Genomic DNA, 17385 nt, shown 5'->3' on the forward strand with positions numbered 1-17385 from the left:
GCCGCCCTCCGGCCGACTGGGTCCGGGGTCAAATGGACATCGTGTCCGCTTGTCGCTATGGTGATTAAGCGGACACAACGTCCGCTTTGGCATCGAGGATCGGAGAGCCGTGAGCCGCCTGCTGCACCTGGACGCCAGCGCCCGCCGTGCGTCCTTCTCCCGCACCCTGTCGGGGATCTACGCCGCCGCGTGGCGCGCGGCCAACCCGGAGGGCGGATACACCTACCGGGACCTGGCCGCCGACCCCGTCCCGCACATCGGGCAGGCCTGGACGGAGCTGTGCGACCGTGTCCTGGCCGGTCAGATCACCGACATCGGCCGCTACCACGAGGTGGTGAGCACCCCGGAACAGGCCGAGGCCTGGGCGGTGGTCGAACCGCTGCTCGACGAGCTGGTGGCCGCGGACGTCGTGCTGATCGGCACGCCGATGTACAACTTCTCCATCCCCTCGGCGCTGAAGGCCTGGATCGACCAGGTGACCTTCCCCAAGATGAAGCTCACCGGCCGGACGTTCGTCGTCGCGGGCGCGCGGGGCGGCGCCTACGGCCCCGGCACCCCCAGGGAGCCCTTCGACCACGAGGAACGCTATCTGCGTGACTTCTTCCTCGGGCACTTCGCCGTCGAGGACGTCACGTTCGTCCACGCCGAACTGGTCAACTCCCTGGTGGACCCGGCCCTCGCCGACCGGCGGGCCGTGCACGAGCGGTCCTACGCCGCCGCGCGGGAGCTGGCCGGGAAGCTGGCCGTCCGATGAGCTGGCTGCTGCTCATGGCGGCCGGGCTGGTGGAGATCGCCTGGTCGCAGAGCATCAAGCCGACCGAGGGGTTCACCCGGCCGCTGCCCACGCTGGTCTGTTTCGCGCTGGGGGCGCTGGCGGTGTGGCTGCTGTCGAAGGCCATGCAGCAGGGACTCCCCGTCGGCACCGCCTACGCCGTCTTCACGGGTATCGGCGCCGTCGGCGCGATCGCCCTGGGGATCGTGCTGCACGGCGATCCCGTCGGGGCGGGGCGCGTCGCGGCCCTGGCGTTGATCGTCGGCGGGGTCGTGCTGGCCAGGGCGCTCGCCTGACCCCGGGCACGCGTGAGGGGCGTCGCGGACCGGTGGTCCACGACGCCCCTCACGAGCGGGTCTAGCTGGCCCAGTCGAGCAGCGGGCGGGTGTTGCTCGGGTGGCGCAGCTTCGACAGCGACTCCTTCTCCAGCTGGCGGATGCGCTCGCGCGTCAGGCCCAGGTGCTTGCCGATCTCGTCGAGGGTGTGAGGCTTGCCGTCGACGAGGCCGAAGCGCAGAGCCATGATCTTGGCCTCCCTGGGGGAGAGGTTGCCCAGCACGCCGCGCAGCTGCTCACCCAGCAGCTGACGGTCGACCACCTCGGACGCCTCGGGCGAGTCGACGTCCTCGATGAGGTCGCCGATGGTGGTCTCGCCGTCGTCGCCGATGGTCGCGTTGAGGCTGATCGGCTGGCGGCTGGTGCGCAGCAGTTCCTCGATCTGGTCGGGGGTCTTGTCCAGCTCGACCGCCAGTTCCTCCGGGGTGGGCTCACGGCCGAGACGCTGGTGCATGTCACGCTCGACGCGCGACAGCTTGGAGAGCATCTCCAGCACGTGCACGGGAAGGCGGATGGTGCGCGCGGAGTCGGCGAACCCACGCTGGATGGCCTGGCGGATCCACCACATGGCGTAGGTGGAGAACTTGTAGCCCTTGGTGTAGTCGAACTTCTCGACTGCGCGGATCAGGCCCAGATTGCCCTCCTGGACCACGTCGAGCAACGCCATGCCACGGTCGGTGTACTTCTTGGCGACCGAGACGACCAGGCGGAGGTTGGCCTCAAGCATGTGGTCCTTGGCGCGGCGGCCGTCCTCGGCGATCCATTCGAGGTCGTCGCGCATGGCGGCGGGCAGGCCGGGCTCGGCCTCAAGCTTGGACTCGGCGTACAGCCCCGCCTCGATCCGCTTGGCCAGCTCGACCTCCTGGGCGGCGGTGAGCAGGGTGCGCCTGCCGATCGACTTGAGGTAGGTGTGCACCGAGTCGCCCATGACCGAGGACTGGTCGTCCAGGTCCATGGTCTGCTCGGCCTCGAGCTCGGCCTCCTCGGGGGCCCACTCCTCCTCGCCGATCTCCGGCTCGGCCTCGGCGGGGGCCCCGGCGGTCTCGGCCTTCTTGGCGGTGGTCCTGGCGGCCCTGGTGGTGGCCTTGGCGGGCGCGGCCTTCGCCTTGCGGGTGGTCCGGCGCCCGGCGGTCTTCTTGGACGCGCCGCTGAGCGCGGGCTCGTCCTCGGCGGCCAGGATGACGCCGGCCTCGGTGAGCTCCCGCAGGATCGAGCGGCCCTCCGTGGGGCTGGTCCCGGACTCCGCGAAGGCGTGGCGCAGCTCCGCGAGCGAAAGGTGACCCTGGACTCGCCCTCGGTCAAGGAGCTTCTCAAGGGGCGTCGGGGCCTCCGATGAGGTCGCCACGGCGGTTTGGGGCATGAGGACACCTCCTCCATCACGGAGTCGTCTGCTTACAGATTGTCGGGTGGGGCGGCCTGCGGGCCGCTCAGCGCACCAGTACCAATAACCCCAGTCAAGAACTTTATGTTCCCGACTTGACGGGGAAAATAAGATGGGCGGATCGTCCCGAGGCGGTCCGTTCCGTCATCAGCCGTGGTCAGGGGCTATTTGATCCCCTCCACCCGGCTTCCGGAGGGCCCCGCCGGGTCGTCGGCCTCGGGCATGGGGAAGGGGCTCGCCTCCTGCAGGCGCTGCTCGGTCCAGTAGGTCGTGACCGACCCCGGGTCGGGGTTGACGTCCCTGGAGACCACGGACCCGTCGTCGGGCGCCGACGTGGGCGCGGAGGAGGGTGCGGACGTCGGCTCGGAGCGCGGTGCGTCGTCGTCGGCCTGCGGCTGCGCCGTCTGCCGCGTCGCCGGTGACACCGCGGGCCCGGAGCCGGACTCCACGACCCTCCAGATCTTCTCCACCCGGCCGGCGGAGGCGGCGGCCGTCACGGAGACGCCGCCCACGAGGATCACGCCGACGACTCCAGCGGAGACCAACGCCTTGCGGGTGATATGCATGGGGTCGTCCCTTCTGTCGCGGCTGTCTGTTTGACGTGCCGGGTCTCCTCACGGTTCCCGATCACGACCATAACGGAGGGCGGCGAGATTCGGCTTGCCATTGGGCAGAAGTGGTATTTCGGACATCACGACCAGTTCGGCGGGGGCCGCGCAGGCGGGGAGCCGTTCCTTGACGAAGGCCCGCAGCTCGGCCAGCGACGGCGGGTCGGGGGAGACGACGACGGCCACGACGCGCTCGCCCCACTCCGGATCGGGGCGGCCGACCACGACGGCGTCGGCGATCGCGGGGTGCTCGGCCACGGCGGCGGCGGCCACGGCGGCGACGACCTTCTCGCCGCCGGTGTTGATGACGTCGTCGCAGCGGCCGAGCACGCGCAGGCCCCCGCCGTCCATGACGCCGAGGTCGGAGGTGACGAACCAGTCGCCGTCGAGGGCCGAGGCGGTCAGCTCGGGCCGCAGCCGGTAGCCGGAGAACAGCACCGGGCCCGCGACGCGAATCCGCCCGTCGTCGCCAATCTTGAGATCTACATTGTAAAGGGGGGCGCCGTCGTAGACGCACCCGCCACAGGTCTCGCTCATCCCATAGCTGAGCACCACCCGCGCGCCCGCGGCCCTGGCCTCCTCGACCAGCCCCGGCGGCGGCGCCGCGCCCCCCAGCAGGATCGTGTCGAACACCGACAGGTCGGCGTCCAGCAGCCGACGCAGCTGCGTCGGAACCAGCGAGACGTGCCGGGCGCCGCTGGAGAGCACCGCCTCGGGGGAGAAGCCCTCGTGCACGATCGGTTCCGTCCCGCCGACCAGTGACCTGACCAGGACCTGAAGCCCCGAGACGTGGGAGGGGGGCAGGCAGCAGAGCCAGCGCTCGCCGGGCCGGGCGCCCAGACGGCGCAGCGAGGCCGAGGCGGAGGCGCGCAGGGCCGCGGCCGACAGCTGGACCCCCTTCGGCGCCCCGGTCGTGCCGCTGGTGGCGATGACGACGGCCACCTCGCCGGGCACCCCCACACCGTGCTCGCGCCGTACACCGTTGACATGGGTGGGGCGCAGGGCGTCGAGCGTGGCCCGCAGCGCGGCGGCGGGCAGGGCGGGAGACAGGGGAAGCACCGCGGGGCCGCCGTCGAGCGCGGCGCCGACCGCCCTGAACAGCTCCGGTCCCGGCGGCAGCACGAGCGCGTGCAGCTCCCGCCACCCGCAGGACGACTCCGCGTGCACAGGACCGTTCGTCACAGTCGTAAGGTTAGTGCCGGGAAAACGGACGGCAGCCGGGCGGGTCCCGGCGAGGCGGAAGGGACGCAGTCATCGTGAGCACGGAGCAGGCGGTGCCGGGCACGGACGGGCGGGCGAAGGGCGAGGCCAGGCCCATGCCGGAGAGCGTCCAGGTGCGCGCCGCCGACTGGAGGCGCTCCGGGGACTACGAGGACATCGTCTACGAGACCGCCGAGGGCATCGCGAAGATCACGATCAACCGGCCGGAGCGGCACAACGCCTTCCGCCCGACGACGCTCTTCGAGCTCAGGGACGCCTTCAACGTCGCCCAGGAGGACTCGGAGATCGGTGTGATCATTCTCACCGGCGCGGGCGACCGGGCCTTCTGCTCGGGCGGCGACCAGAAGATCCGCGGTGACGACGGCTACGTCGACAAGTCGACCCCGCACGTGGGCAGGCTGAACGTGCTGGACCTGCAGGTGCAGATCCGCCGCTGCCCCAAGCCGGTCATCGCGATGATCGCCGGCTACGCGATCGGCGGCGGTCACGTGCTGCACGTCTGCTGCGACCTGTCCATCGCCGCGGACAACGCGGTCTTCGGCCAGACCGGGCCCAAGGTCGGCTCCTTCGACGGCGGCTACGGGTCCTGGCTGCTCGCCGAGACCGTCGGCCTGAAGCGGGCCCGTGAGATCTGGTACCTGTGCCGTCAGTACGACGCCGAGACCGCCCTCGGCTGGGGCCTGGTCAACACGGTCGTCCCGCTGGAGCGCCTGGAGGAGGAGACGGTCGCCTGGGCCAGGGAGATGCTGGAGAAGTCCCCGCTGGCCCTGCGCATGCTCAAGGGCGCGCTGAACGCGGTCACCGACGGCGCGGCGGGCATGCAGCAGTTCGCCGGCGACGCCACCCTGCTCTTCTACATGAGCGAGGAAGCGCAGGAGGGCCGCGACGCCTTCAAGGAGAAGCGCACCCCCGACTTCGGCAAGTTCCCGCGCAGGCCGTGAGCCGCAGGCGATTCCAGCGATGAGGCGAAACCGGCCCGTCCCCGCAGTGCGCCGCCCCGGCGCGGTGAGGACGGCGCCGGTCCGCCGTCAGCCGTCGTGTCCGTCCTTTCGGACACGGCTTCTCTCAGCACGACGACGACCAGAGGAGGCAGTGCGGTGAATCCCGCCACCGCGCTCGCGACCGTGCTGGTCGACGAACTCGTACGCTGCGGTCTCACCGAGGTGGTGCTCGCGCCGGGCTCACGCTCGGCTCCGCTCGCACTCGCCGCGCACGCCGACAGCCGCGTACGGCTGCACGTGCGCATCGACGAGCGCTCGGCGGCCTTCCTCGCCCTCGGACTGGCCAAGCGCGGCGGCCGGCCGGTCGCGCTGATGTGCACCTCGGGCACCGCCGCGGCGAACTTCCACCCCGCGGTCGTCGAGGCGCACGAGTCGGGGGTGCCGCTGCTGCTGCTCACCGCCGACCGGCCGCCCGAGCTGCGCGACACCGGCGCCAGCCAGACCATCGACCAGATCAAGATGTACGGCACCGCGGTCCGCTGGTTCAGCGAGGTCGGCGTGCCCGAGGACCGGCCTGGGCAGGTCGCCTACTGGCGTTCCCTGGCCTGCCGCGCCTACCAGCGTTCACTCGGCCCGGCCGACCCCGGCCCGGTCCACCTCAACCTCGCCTTCCGTGAGCCGCTCGTCCCGGACGGCGACGTCTCCTGGAGCGAGTCCCTCGAGGGCGACGCCAACGGGCCGTGGGTCCGCGCCAGGGTCGCGCCTCCCGCGGCCGCGCTGCACCTGCCGCCGACCCGAAGGGGCGTGCTCGTCGTCGGGGACGGCGCCGCCAACATGCGCAGATACGTGGCGGCGGCCGGCATGGCCGGATGGCCGGTCCTGTCGGAGCCGAACGGCGGCGCCCGCTACGGCGACCACGCGGTCTCGACCTACCACTTCCTGCTCGGCACCCCCGAGTTCGCCGACCGGCACCGTCCGGACGTGGTGGTCACCCTGGGCCGTCCCGGCCTGTCCAGGCCGCTGCTGAACTGGCTCAGGCACGCCGAGGAGCACATCGTCGTCGCCCCCGACCTGTCCCGCTGGCCCGACCCGACCCGTTCCGCGACCCAGGTGGCGCAGGCGGTCGAGATCCCGGTCGCGGCCGGGGACGACGACTGGCTGCGCTCGTGGCGGCGCGCGGACACGGCGGCCAGGGCGGCGATCGACGAGGTGCTCGACGCGGGCGGGCTCAGCGAGCCGCGCCTGGCCAGGGACCTGGCCGAGCAGCTGCCCAACGGGGCGCTGCTGTTCTCCGGCTCGTCCATGCCGATCCGTGACCTCGACCAGGCGATGCGCCCGAGGAGGGGGCTGCGGATCCTGTCCAACCGGGGCGCGGCGGGGATCGACGGCGTGGTGTCCTCCGCGATGGGCGCGGCGCTGGCGCACAACGGCCCCTCCTACGCGCTGATGGGCGACCTGACGTTCCTGCACGACCAGAACGGGCTGATCCTCGGCCCCCGCGAGCCCCGCCCCGACCTGTGCCTGGTCGTGGTGAACAACGACGGGGGCGGGATCTTCTCGCTGCTGCCCCAGGCCGCGCTGCGCGACCCCTTCGAACGGGTCTTCGGCACCTCGCACGGAGTGGACCTGTCCCACGTCGCGGCGGCGACCGGCACGCCGTACACCTTCGTCGGGGAGGCGGAACAGCTGCCCAAGGCGTTGCGCGGGGAGGGGGTGCGCATCGTCGAGGTCCACACGGACCGGGAGCCGAACGCGGTGCTGCACGCCGCGCTGCGCGAGGCGGCCCACACCGCGATCCACGGCGTCCTGTGAGGGCCTGACACCGGCCCCTGTGCGGCCGGGTGCGGCCGGGCGAGGCCGGATGAGATCGGGGAGACGACGCAATAAGGTGACGGGCATGCATGTCGACGAGTTGCTCCAGGCGATTCCCGCGGTGTGGATCTACGTCCTGGTCGGTCTGGTGATCGGGATCGAGAGCCTGGGCATCCCGCTGCCCGGCGAGATCGTCCTGGTCAGCTCCGCGCTGCTGGCGGCCAAGGGCGTGGTCGACCCGCTGTGGGTCGGCGCCTGCGCCGGCGTCGGCGCGATCGTCGGCGACTCGATCGGCTACGCCGTCGGGCGCAGGGGCGGCAAGCCGATGTTCGACCGGCTCGGACGCAGGTTCCCCAAGCACTTCGGGCCGGAGCACATCGGCAGGGCCGAACGCTACTTCCACCGCTACGGCATGTGGACGGTCTTCCTCGGCAGGTTCGTCGCGCTGCTGCGCATCCTGGCGGGGCCGCTGGCCGGGGCGCTGCGCATGCCGTACTGGAGGTTCCTGGTCGCCAACGTGCTCGGCGGGATCGTCTGGGCGGGCGGGACCACCGCGGTGATCTACTACCTGGGCATGGCCGCCGAGCGGTGGCTGCGGGGCTTCTCCTGGGTCGCGCTGGTCGTCGCGTTGCTGTTCGGCGTCGCGACCACGCTGTTCGTCAAGCGCAGGGCCGCGCGGGCGGTGGCCGAGACGTCCGGGGAGCCCGGGGTGGCCGAGGGGGACCCGGAGGCCGGACAGGCGGGCAGTCCGGTCGGCGCGGGCTGATCTGCTACCAGACCTGGGGATGTGCGCCGGGCCGCGGGCCGGTCACGCTGAGTCGGTACGGACTCACCGTGGAGGGGAGGCGGCATGCTATCCGACCAGACCTTGACCGGCTATGAACCGGTAGCCACCTACGGCCGTTACGAGGAGGCCCAGCGGGCCGTCGACTACCTGTCGGACCAGCGTTTTCCCGTCCAGCACGCGATGATCGTCGGGATGGACCTGCGGATGGTCGAGAAGGTGCTCGGGCGGCTGACCTACCTGCGCGCCGCGGGGATGGGGGCGGCGACCGGTGCCTGGATCGGACTGCTGATCGGCCTGTTCTTCGCGATCTTCACCCCCGGCAGGTTCCCCTGGATCCTGGTCCTGTGGAGCGTGATCTGGGGTGTGGTCGCCGGAGCCATCTTCGGGCTCATCGCCCACGCCTTCACCGGCGGCAGGAGGGACTTCCTCTCGTCGAGCGCCATCGTCGCCAACCGCTACGAGCTGCGGGTGACGACGCCCCAGGCCGCCGAGGCCCGCAGGCTGCTAGAGACCGGCATACCCCAGCACACCTAGGGCGGCGACCGCCCGCGGGGTTCACGCCGGGTCGCGCCTCAGGGGCCCGCCCGTCGGATCCGAGGACGCGGCCCCGCGCGCCGTACGGCCGTCGCGGGAGGCCCAGAAGGAGACCAGCATGGCTAAGGCAGTCGGGATCGACCTGGGGACGACCAACTCGGTGATCGCCACGATGGAGGGCGACAAGCCCACGGTGATCGCCAACGCCGAGGGGTCGCGGACGACCCCGTCGGTCGTCGCCTTCACCGAGGACGGCGAACGCCTGGTCGGGCAGCTGGCCCGTCGTCAGGCGATCCTCAACCCGAAGGGGACGATCTACTCGGCCAAGCGTTTCATCGGCCGCCGCTACGACGAGGTCACCACCGAGATGCACGCCGTGTCGTTCGACGTGGTGCCGGGGCCGGACGACGCGGTCCGTTTCGACGTGCGCGGCAAGATGTACGCCCCGGAGGAGATCTCCGCCCTGATCCTGCGCAAACTCGTCGACGACGCCTCCAAGTTCCTCGGGGAGAAGGTCACCGAGGCGGTCATCACCGTGCCCGCCTACTTCAACGACTCCCAGCGCCAGGCCACCAAGGACGCGGGGAAGATCGCCGGTCTTGAGGTACTGAGGATCGTCAACGAGCCGACCGCCGCGGCCCTGGCCTACGGGCTCGACCGCAAGGAGAACGAGACGGTGCTCGTCTTCGACCTGGGCGGCGGAACGTTCGACGTCAGCATCCTGACCATCGGGGACGGCGTCGTCGAGGTACGTTCGACCGCGGGCGACACCCACCTCGGCGGTGACGACTTCGACCGGCGCATCGTCGACTACCTCGCCGACGAGTTCCAGCGGGACACCGGCGTCGACCTGCGCGCCGACCCCCAGGCTCTGCAACGGCTCTTCGAGGCGGCGGAGAAGGCCAAGGTCGAGCTGTCCTCGGTCTCCCAGACGCAGATCAACCTGCCCTTCATCACGGCCGACGCCTCGGGCCCCAAGCACCTGAACACCACGCTGCGCCGGGCGACGTTCGAGGACATCACCTCCGACCTGCTGGAACGCTGCAAGGGGCCGGTCGAGCAGGCCATGGCCGACGCGCGGCTGAGCACCGGGGACATCGACGAGGTGATCCTGGTCGGCGGATCGACCAGGATGCCCGCCGTACAGGCCCTGGTGCGCAGGATGACCGGGGGCAAGGAACCGAACATGACGGTCAACCCCGACGAGGTCGTCGCGCTCGGCGCGGCGGTGCAGGCGGCCGTCATCAAGGGCGAGCTGAAGGACGTCGTCCTGCTGGACGTGACGCCCCTCTCGCTCGGCATCGAGACCCTCGGCGGCATCATGACGAAGGTCATCGACCGCAACACGACGATCCCCGCCCGCCGTTCCGAGGTGTTCAGCACCGCCGAGGACAACCAGAACGCGGTGGACGTCGTGGTGCTGCAGGGCGAGCGCGAACGCGCCGGGGACAACCGGGTGCTCGGCCGCTTCAGGCTGGAGAACATCAGGCCCGCGCCGCGCGGTGTGCCCCAGGTCGAGGTCACCTTCGACGTCGACGCCAACGGGATCCTGAACGTCTCGGCCAAGGACAAGGACACCGGCGCCGAGCAGCGCATCACCATCAGTGAGAGCTCGACCCTCGACACGGGCGAGGTCGAGCGGATGGTCGCCGACGCCGAACGGCACCGGGAGGAGGACCTACGGCTGCGGCAGGTCGTGGACGCGCGCAACGAGCTCGACAGTGTCGCCTACCAGGTGGAGCGGCGGCTCTCCGAGCTGGGGGAGGCCGTGCCGGTCCATGAGAAGGCACGGGCCGAGATGCTCGTCTCCGACGCCAGGGAGACGGTCAGGCAGCAGGAGACACCGATCGACCGGCTGCGCTCGCTGACCGGCGAGCTGCAACAGGTCTACCAGGGCCTGGGCACGGTCTCGGCCTCCGGCGGCCAGAGCGGCCAGGGCCCGCAGGGGGCTCAGGGCGGCGGCCGGGACGACGACGTCATCGACGCGGAGTTCACGACCGATGAGTGAGGAACCCCGCGACGACGAGGCCGTGAGGCAGGAGCCCGACGGCCTCCAGGAGCGCGTCACCGAGCTCCAGGACGAGGTGGCCGAGCTCCAGGACCGGTGGCGGCGAGCCCTGGCCGACCTCGACAACCTGCGCAAACGGGTCAGCCGTGACGCGTCCCGGGTGCGGGAGGAGGAAAGGGCCAGGGCGGCGGCCGAATGGCTTCCGGTGCTGGACAACCTGGAACGCGCCCTCGAACACGCCGGAAACGACCCCTCCTCCGTCGCCGAGGGGCTGCGGGCCATCCACGAGCAGGCTCTCGACGTGCTGGCCCGCCTGGGCTTCCCGCGCCGCGACGACACCGGCGCGAGGTTCGACCCCGCCAGGCACGAGGCGGTCGGCGTGCTCAGCCAGGAGGGCACACCGGACGGGACCGTCCTGCACGTGGTGCAGCCCGCCTACGGGGACGGTGAACGGCAACTGCGGCCCGCGACGGTCGTCGTCTCCAAGGCGGAATGATGCCGGCAGCCCGGGACTTCTACGAGATCCTCGGCCTGCAGCGCAACGCGAGCCAGGAGGACATCCAGCGCGCCTACCGCAAACTTGCGCGGGCCAACCACCCCGACGTCAACAAGGCCCCCGAGGCCGAGGACCGCTTCAAGGACATCTCCGAGGCCTACAGCGTCCTGTCCGACCCCAAGACCCGCCGCCGCTACGACGCGTTCGGCCCCGACTTCCGCCAGGTCCCCGAGGACGTGGACCCCGAGACCTGGGCCCGTGCCGGGGCGGGACGCGCGGGGGCAGGGCGGGGCGGCCGGGGGAGCGGCTGGCCCGGTCAGGGCCCCTCCGGCTTCGGGGAGGGCGTCGACATCGACGACCTGCTGGAGGGACTCTTCTCCGGCAGGTCGGGCGGCGCGGGCAGGGCGGGCCCCGGATGGGGGCCCATCCCCGGCGCCGACCAGGAGGCCGAGCTGGAACTGAGCGTCGAGGACGCCTACCGGGGCGGCCGTAAGTCCCTCACCGTCGGGGGCCGCAGGATCGAGGTCCGCATCCCCGCAGGGGTGACCGACGGCCGGCGGATCCGCCTGGCGGGCCAGGGCGGCAGGGGCGGTGACGGGGCACCCCCCGGAGACCTCTACCTGATCGTCAGGATCGCGCCGCATCCCCGTTACCGGGTCGAGGGCCGCGACATCCACATCCGGCTCCCGATCACGCCCTGGGAGGGGGCGCTCGGCGCGGCCGTCGCCGTCGAGACACCGGGCGGCGAGACCAAGGTCAAGGTGCCGCCGGGCACGTCGAGCGGGCGGCGGCTGCGGCTGCGCGGCCGGGGCATGCCCAGTCCGAGGGAAGGCCCCGGCGACCTGTTCGCCGAGATACAGATCATGGTGCCGCCACGGCCGACCGACGAGGAGAGGCAGCTGTTCGAGCAGCTCGCGGCGGTGTCGGAGTTCGACCCGAGGAGGCGGTGATGCCCTACGCCCTGACCAGGCCGCGGCGCCTGGACATCGAGTCGTTCGCCCGCCTGACCGGCACGCACCCCGACCTGGTGCGCCGCCTGGTCGTCCTCGGCGTGCTCGACGCGCAGCGGGACGCGGCGGGAGAGCTGTGGTTCCCGCTCTCCCAGCTGCCGGCCATGGCCAGGGTCCAGCGGCTGCGCGCCGGGTTCGCCCTCAACTACGCGGCCCTCGGCCTGGTGGTCGACCTTCTGGACCGCATCGCCGAGCTGGAGAGCGCCGCGCGTGGGCGCTCCCGCACCCCGGGAGGACCGAAGTGGACGTCAACCAGCTGACGCAGAAGTCGCAGGAGGCGCTGCACGACGCGCAGACCAAGGCCCTGCGCCACGGGCACACCGACGTCGACGGCGAGCACCTGCTGCAGGCGCTGCTCGACCAGCCGGACGGGCTGATCCCACGGCTGCTCCTGAACGCCTCCGTCGACACCGACCGGCTCGGCGCCGACCTGGAGGCGGCGCTGAACCGGATGCCGAGGGTCAGCGGGCCGGGCGTCGAACCCGGTCAGGTCCGGGTGACCCAGCGCCTTTCCCGGCTGCTGGAGACGGCCAAGCGGGAGGCCGACCGGCTCAAGGACGAGTACGTCTCCGTCGAGCATCTGCTCGTCTCCCTGATCGAGGAGGGCGAGACGACGCCCGCCGGTCGGCTGCTGCGCCAGCAGGGGCTGACCAGGGACTCCTTCCTGCAGGCGCTCACCGCCATCCGCGGAAACCAGCGCGTCACCTCGGCGATGCCCGAGGTCGCCTACGAGGCGCTGACCAAGTACGGGCGGGACCTGGTGGCCGACGCCGCCGCGGGCAGGCTCGACCCGGTCATCGGGCGCGACGCCGAGATCCGCCGCGTCATCCAGATCCTGTCCCGCAAGAGCAAGAACAACCCGGTGCTGGTCGGCGACCCCGGAGTCGGCAAGACCGCCATCGTCGAGGGACTCGCCCAGCGGATCAGCAACGGCGACGTGCCCGAGGGCCTGCGGGACAAGGTGGTCTTCAGCCTCGACATGGGATCCCTGGTCGCCGGGGCGAAGTACCGGGGGGAGTTCGAGGAACGGCTCAAGGCCGTGCTCACCGAGGTGGTGGCCGCGGAGGGCCGCATCCTGCTGTTCGTCGACGAACTGCACACGGTCGTCGGGGCGGGCGCGGCCGAGGGCGCCATGGACGCGGGCAACATGCTCAAGCCCATGCTGGCCCGCGGCGAGCTGCACATGATCGGCGCGACGACGCTTGAGGAGTACCGCAAGCACATCGAGAAGGACGCCGCCCTGGAACGCCGCTTCCAGCCCGTCACGGTCGACGAGCCCTCCGTCGAGGACGCCGTCTCGATCCTGCGTGGCCTGCGCGAACGGCTGGAGGTCTTCCACGGGGTGACGATCCAGGACGCCGCCCTGGTGGCCGCCGTGGTGCTGAGCCACCGCTACATCTCCGACCGCTTCCTGCCGGACAAGGCCATCGACCTGGTCGACGAGGCCTGCGCGATGCTCAGGACCGAGATCGACTCGATGCCCGCCGAGCTCGACGAGCTCACCCGCAGGGTGATGCGCCTGGAGATCGAGGAGGCCGCGCTGGGCAAGGAGGAGGACCAGCAGAGTCTGGCCCGCCTCGACGAGCTGCGCAGGGAGTTGTCCGACCTGCGCGCGGAGGCCGACGCCATGCGCGCCCAGTGGGAGGCCGAACGGCACGCGCTGCGCGGCGTCCAGGGGTTGCGCGAGGAACTGGAGAACGTGCGCGCCGAGGCGGAGCGGGCCGAGCGTGACTACGACCTCAACCGTGCCGCCGAGCTGCGGCACGGCAGACTGCCCGAGCTGGAACGGCGGCTGAAGGCCGAGGAGGAACGCCTGCGCAGCAAGCAGGGGGTCGCCAGGCTGCTGCGCGAGGTGGTCACCGAGGAGGAGATCGCACTGATCGTCTCCAGGTGGACGGGCATCCCGGTGAGCCGCCTGCAGGAGGGCGAGCGCGAGAAGCTCCTGCACCTGGACGAGGTCCTGCACGAGCGGGTGATCGGCCAGGACGAGGCGGTGCAGACGGTCTCCGACGCCATCATCAGGGCCCGTTCGGGGATCAAGGACCCGCGCCGCCCGATCGGGTCGTTCATCTTCCTCGGACCGACCGGGGTGGGCAAGACCGAGCTGGCCAAGGCGCTGGCCGCGGCGTTGTTCGACACCGAGGACAACATGATCCGCATCGACATGAGCGAGTACCAGGAGCGGCACACCGTCAGCCGCCTCGTCGGCGCCCCGCCCGGTTACGTGGGCTACGAGGAGGGCGGCCAGCTCACCGAGGCCGTACGGCGCAAGCCGTACTCGGTGGTGCTCTTCGACGAGATCGAGAAGGCGCACCCCGACGTGTTCAACACGCTGCTGCAGGTCCTCGACGACGGGCGGCTCACCGACGCGCAGGGCAGGACCGTCGACTTCCGCAACACGGTGCTGATCATGACCTCCAACATCGGCTCGGTCTACCTGCTTGAGGGCGTCACCTCAAGCGGGGAGATCAAACAGGACGCCCAGGAGCTGGTGATGGCGGACCTGCGTTCACACTTCCGCCCCGAGTTCCTCAACCGCGTCGACGACATCGTGATCTTCAAGCCTCTCACCGAGGAGGAGATCGAGCGCATCGTGGGCCTGATGTTCGGCGACCTGCGCGCGCGGCTCGGCGAGCGGGGCATCCTGCTGGAGGTCTCCGAGGACGCCACCAGACACATCGCCGAACGGGGCTACGACCCCGTGTACGGCGCCCGCCCGCTGAGGCGCTTCATCGCCAAGGAGGTCGAGACCCGCATCGGGCGCGCCCTGCTGCTCGGCGACGCGCACGAGGGCGCGGTGATCCGGGTCGGCATGGCCGGGGGGGAGCTCGTGGTCACCGTCGCCCAGGAGACCGAGACGGCCAAGGTGGCCTGAAGCTCACCGGCTGACCCGCCGGTGGAGAAGGCTTTTGGCCGGAGACCCTACCGGCGCCGTGCGCGAGGGGGTTTCCGGCTTGGGCGCCGTCGGTGCTTGGACTGAGGAACGCAGGAGCGCAGCGACGCAGTGACGAGGGAAAGCGCCGACCCGGAGGCGCCCAAGCCCGCGACGCCGTCAGGCGGAGCAAGGAGACACAGTGACGAGGGAAAGCGCCGACTCGGAGGTGCCCAAGCCCGCGACGCCGCCAGGCGGAGCAAGGAGACACAGCCAGACGCAACCTAGGGACCGCCCCGGCCAAGGGTGAGCCTGGTCAGCTCGACCCGCGAGTGGATGTCCAGCTTGCGGAAGATCTGACGCAGGTGGAAGGCGACGGTGTGCTCGCTGATGAACATCTGCTCGGCGGCCTGGCGGTTGGTCAGCCCCTCGGCGACGAGGCCGCAGACAGCCAGTTCGGTGCCGGTCAGGCTGTCCCAGCCGGAGACGGGGTGGTCGGTGGTGACCCAGTGGCGGCGGCGTTCCCCGAGGGCGCGCAGCCTGCCGCGAACCCGGGCCGCGTCGCGCAGCGCCCCCACCTCGTCGTAGCGGGACAGCGCGTCGTCCAGGGCCTGTACCGCCAGGTCGCGGCAGCCGCCGTCGGAGCCGAGCAGTACCCCGAGGTCCTCGGCGGCCGAGGCGCGGGCCCACGGGTCGGTGTGCCCGTCCACGGCGCGGCCGAGCGCCTGCCGGTCGCGTTCGCGCAGGCCCCGGGCGTGGACCGCGGAGATCGCGGGGTTGGGCAGGCCGGGGTTGCGGCGGGCGATGTCCTCGGCGGCGCCGACCACGGCGTCGGCCCTGCGTGTGTCGTCGACGGCCATGGCCACCCGCACCAGCCAGGCGGCGGCGGCCGGTTCGCTGGTCAGCGCCCCGGTGTGCCGGGGCAGCGCGTCGTAGACCCGGCCGAGGGAGCTCATCCCGCCCGCGGCCCCGTCCAGGGCCTCGCTGATGCGGCCCGCCGCCAGTTCCGAGCGCAGCCGTGTGTACGGCGGCGCGTCCCGTGCTCCCCGCGCCAGTTCGCTCTCCAGGCATCTGATCGCCCTGGGCAGGTCTCCCGCCCGCAGTGACGCGGTGCCGAGCACGGACAGGGCGGAGGAGGTCAGGGACGGCACGCGCAGGGCCTCGGCGGCGGTCAGGCCGGTCTCCGCCCGCGCGATCGCGCTGCCGAACCGCCCGGCGGCCAGGTCGAGGCGGGCCCGCAGCAGCGGGATCTCCACGGCCCACTCGGGGTGGCGGGCCGCCTGCGTCTCCGCGTCGGCCGTGACGGCCTCGGCCTCATCGAGCAGCCACAGGTCGATGAGCATCGTGGCCAGTACGGCTCTGGGCCCGGGGTGGTGCCCGGCGCCCGGCCGCTCCACGGCCTCGCGGGCCAGGTCCAGGCCGTGGGAGAGCCTGCCCTCGTCCCAGGCCAGCAGGGCGGGCAGCATCAGCGTCTCGGTGTTGGCGCCGCCGTTCACCCGGTGCCGCCCGGCGACCGGTACGGCCCGTTCGATCTGGCCGTGCAGCGCCCGCCGTACGGGGGCGGGGACCGTCTCGACGACCGAGCGCCACAGCAGTTCGTGCCGGAAGGTCAGTTCCTCGGGGGTGGCGTCCAGCACGCCCGCGGCCAAAGCCTCCTCAAGGGCGGGCAACAGGGCGGCGGGGGTCTCGCCGAGCATCTCGGCGGCGTAGGCGGGGGAGAAGGACCGGCCGAGTACGGCCGCCGCCTCAAGCAGGTGCCTGGTCCTGGTGCTGACCTCCTCAAGGCGCCGCCGTACCGCGGTGTGCACGCGGCGGGGCAGCGTGGGGCCGGTCAGCCTGGCGAGGCCGTCCTCGACCTTGACCGCGTCCTCCTCGCGCAGCCCGGTGAGCAGTTCGACGAGCAGGAACGGGTTTCCCCCCGCCTGCGCGGCCAGGGCCGTCAGTTCCTCGTCCGGCGGCGCCCCGAGCGTGTCGGCGGCCACCTGGGCCACCGCCTGCCCGCACAGGGGGCGCAGTGTGACCGTCGCGGCCCCCTCGCGCCGCAGCAGGCCGAACAGGCGTGCGTCGTCGGTGCCCTCCACGGGGCGGCGGGCCAGCAGCCAGGCCAGGGGGAGGCCGGTCAGCTGGGCGGGCAGCGCGCGCAGTGCCATGAGTGTGGCGGGGTCGGCCCAGTGCAGGTCGTCGAGGGTCACCAGCAGCGGTCCCTGCTTCGCGCGCCGTTCGAGCGCGTCGCGCACCTGATCGGCCAGCCACATCAGCAGGCTCGGCGCGTCGGGCATGGCGTTCCTGGTGACGGCGGCGGCGGAGGGGGACTCGTCGAGGGCGGACAGCAGCGGCCCCAGCGGGGTCAGCCTGCCGAGCATGTCGGCCCTTCCTGAGACGACGGCCGCCCCCGTGCCGGGGGCGGCGGCGCACGCCTCGGCGAGCAGGAGGCTCTTGCCCGTTCCCGGTTCGCCTTCGACGAGGATCACGTTGCCCGGGGCTCCCGCGGTCTCCAGCAGCCGCAGGACCGTCGCCCACTCAGGGGCCCGGCCGCGCATCGTCCTGTCCGAGATCCGAGATCATATAGGCGATTTTCTCCCCGATGTCCACTTCCATCATGCCCTTG

At 71.9% G+C, this 17385-nt stretch carries 15 protein-coding genes; 11 read left to right on the top strand and 4 right to left on the bottom strand.

The features are described 5' to 3' along the window. The first annotated feature begins 109 nt into the window (after positions 1 to 109). On the top strand, positions 110 to 754 hold the full coding sequence (locus ACFOYY_RS09185; RefSeq protein ID WP_362781342.1) for an FMN-dependent NADH-azoreductase: 645 nt from the start codon (positions 110 to 112) through the stop codon (positions 752 to 754). After that, a complete protein-coding gene (locus tag ACFOYY_RS09190) occupies positions 751 to 1068 on the top strand; it encodes a DMT family transporter (protein WP_386189298.1) in 318 nt (105 codons plus the stop codon). The genes ACFOYY_RS09185 and ACFOYY_RS09190 overlap by 4 nt, the downstream gene beginning before the upstream one ends. A 61-nt stretch (positions 1069 to 1129) precedes the next feature. On the opposite strand, the gene ACFOYY_RS09195 is transcribed toward ACFOYY_RS09190, so the two are convergent. The 3 genes from ACFOYY_RS09195 to ACFOYY_RS09205 form a co-directional block, all read right to left on the bottom strand. Continuing rightward, on the bottom strand, positions 1130 to 2467 hold the full coding sequence (locus tag ACFOYY_RS09195; RefSeq protein WP_352012545.1) for an RNA polymerase sigma factor: 1338 nt from the start codon (positions 2465 to 2467) through the stop codon (positions 1130 to 1132). Between the two features lie 185 nt (positions 2468 to 2652). Further along, on the bottom strand, positions 2653 to 3054 hold the full coding sequence (locus ACFOYY_RS09200; RefSeq protein ID WP_386189301.1) for a hypothetical protein: 402 nt from the start codon (positions 3052 to 3054) through the stop codon (positions 2653 to 2655). A 48-nt stretch (positions 3055 to 3102) separates the two neighbouring features. Next, on the bottom strand, positions 3103 to 4278 hold the full coding sequence (locus ACFOYY_RS09205) for an AMP-binding protein (RefSeq protein WP_386189303.1): 1176 nt from the start codon (positions 4276 to 4278) through the stop codon (positions 3103 to 3105). 134 nt (positions 4279 to 4412) lie between these two features. Here ACFOYY_RS09205 and menB point away from each other — a divergent pair, with 134 nt between their 5' ends. From menB to clpB, 9 genes are all read left to right on the top strand, one after another. After that, complete coding sequence (menB, locus tag ACFOYY_RS09210; RefSeq protein ID WP_352012710.1) at positions 4413 to 5258, top strand: 1,4-dihydroxy-2-naphthoyl-CoA synthase; 846 nt, start codon at positions 4413 to 4415, stop codon at positions 5256 to 5258. 156 nt (positions 5259 to 5414) lie between these two features. Continuing rightward, complete coding sequence (gene menD, locus ACFOYY_RS09215; protein WP_352012543.1) at positions 5415 to 7070, top strand: 2-succinyl-5-enolpyruvyl-6-hydroxy-3-cyclohexene-1-carboxylic-acid synthase; 1656 nt, start codon at positions 5415 to 5417, stop codon at positions 7068 to 7070. Between the two features lie 85 nt (positions 7071 to 7155). Continuing rightward, positions 7156 to 7836 carry a DedA family protein gene (locus ACFOYY_RS09220; protein WP_352012542.1) on the top strand — a complete coding sequence of 227 codons (681 nt, stop codon included), beginning with the start codon at positions 7156 to 7158 and terminating at the stop codon, positions 7834 to 7836. An 84-nt stretch (positions 7837 to 7920) separates the two neighbouring features. Next, entirely contained in the window at positions 7921 to 8391 is a 471-nt protein-coding gene (locus ACFOYY_RS09225) for a general stress protein (RefSeq protein ID WP_352012541.1), read from the top strand. Between the two features lie 118 nt (positions 8392 to 8509). Next, positions 8510 to 10399: a molecular chaperone DnaK gene (gene dnaK / locus ACFOYY_RS09230; RefSeq protein ID WP_352012540.1), complete on the top strand. Its 1890-nt coding sequence runs from the start codon at positions 8510 to 8512 to the stop codon at positions 10397 to 10399. Beyond that, on the top strand, positions 10392 to 10895 hold the full coding sequence (locus ACFOYY_RS09235) for a nucleotide exchange factor GrpE (protein WP_352012539.1): 504 nt from the start codon (positions 10392 to 10394) through the stop codon (positions 10893 to 10895). Before dnaK ends, ACFOYY_RS09235 begins: the two co-directional genes overlap by 8 nt. Next, a complete protein-coding gene (locus tag ACFOYY_RS09240) occupies positions 10895 to 11845 on the top strand; it encodes a DnaJ C-terminal domain-containing protein (RefSeq protein ID WP_362781354.1) in 951 nt (316 codons plus the stop codon). The genes ACFOYY_RS09235 and ACFOYY_RS09240 overlap by 1 nt, the downstream gene beginning before the upstream one ends. Then, positions 11845 to 12165, top strand: a complete 321-nt coding sequence (locus tag ACFOYY_RS09245; protein ID WP_352012537.1) for a chaperone modulator CbpM — start codon at positions 11845 to 11847, stop codon at positions 12163 to 12165. The genes ACFOYY_RS09240 and ACFOYY_RS09245 overlap by 1 nt, the downstream gene beginning before the upstream one ends. Further along, complete coding sequence (gene clpB, locus ACFOYY_RS09250; RefSeq protein WP_352012536.1) at positions 12147 to 14780, top strand: ATP-dependent chaperone ClpB; 2634 nt, start codon at positions 12147 to 12149, stop codon at positions 14778 to 14780. The genes ACFOYY_RS09245 and clpB overlap by 19 nt, the downstream gene beginning before the upstream one ends. A gap of 281 nt (positions 14781 to 15061) precedes the next feature. On the opposite strand, the gene ACFOYY_RS09255 is transcribed toward clpB, so the two are convergent. Then, positions 15062 to 17317 carry a helix-turn-helix transcriptional regulator gene (locus ACFOYY_RS09255; protein WP_386189308.1) on the bottom strand — a complete coding sequence of 752 codons (2256 nt, stop codon included), beginning with the start codon at positions 17315 to 17317 and terminating at the stop codon, positions 15062 to 15064. Between the last annotated feature and the right edge of the window lie 68 nt (positions 17318 to 17385).

The sequence above is a fragment of the Streptosporangium jomthongense genome, assembly GCF_042650425.1.
GTDB lineage: Bacteria > Actinomycetota > Actinomycetes > Streptosporangiales > Streptosporangiaceae > Streptosporangium.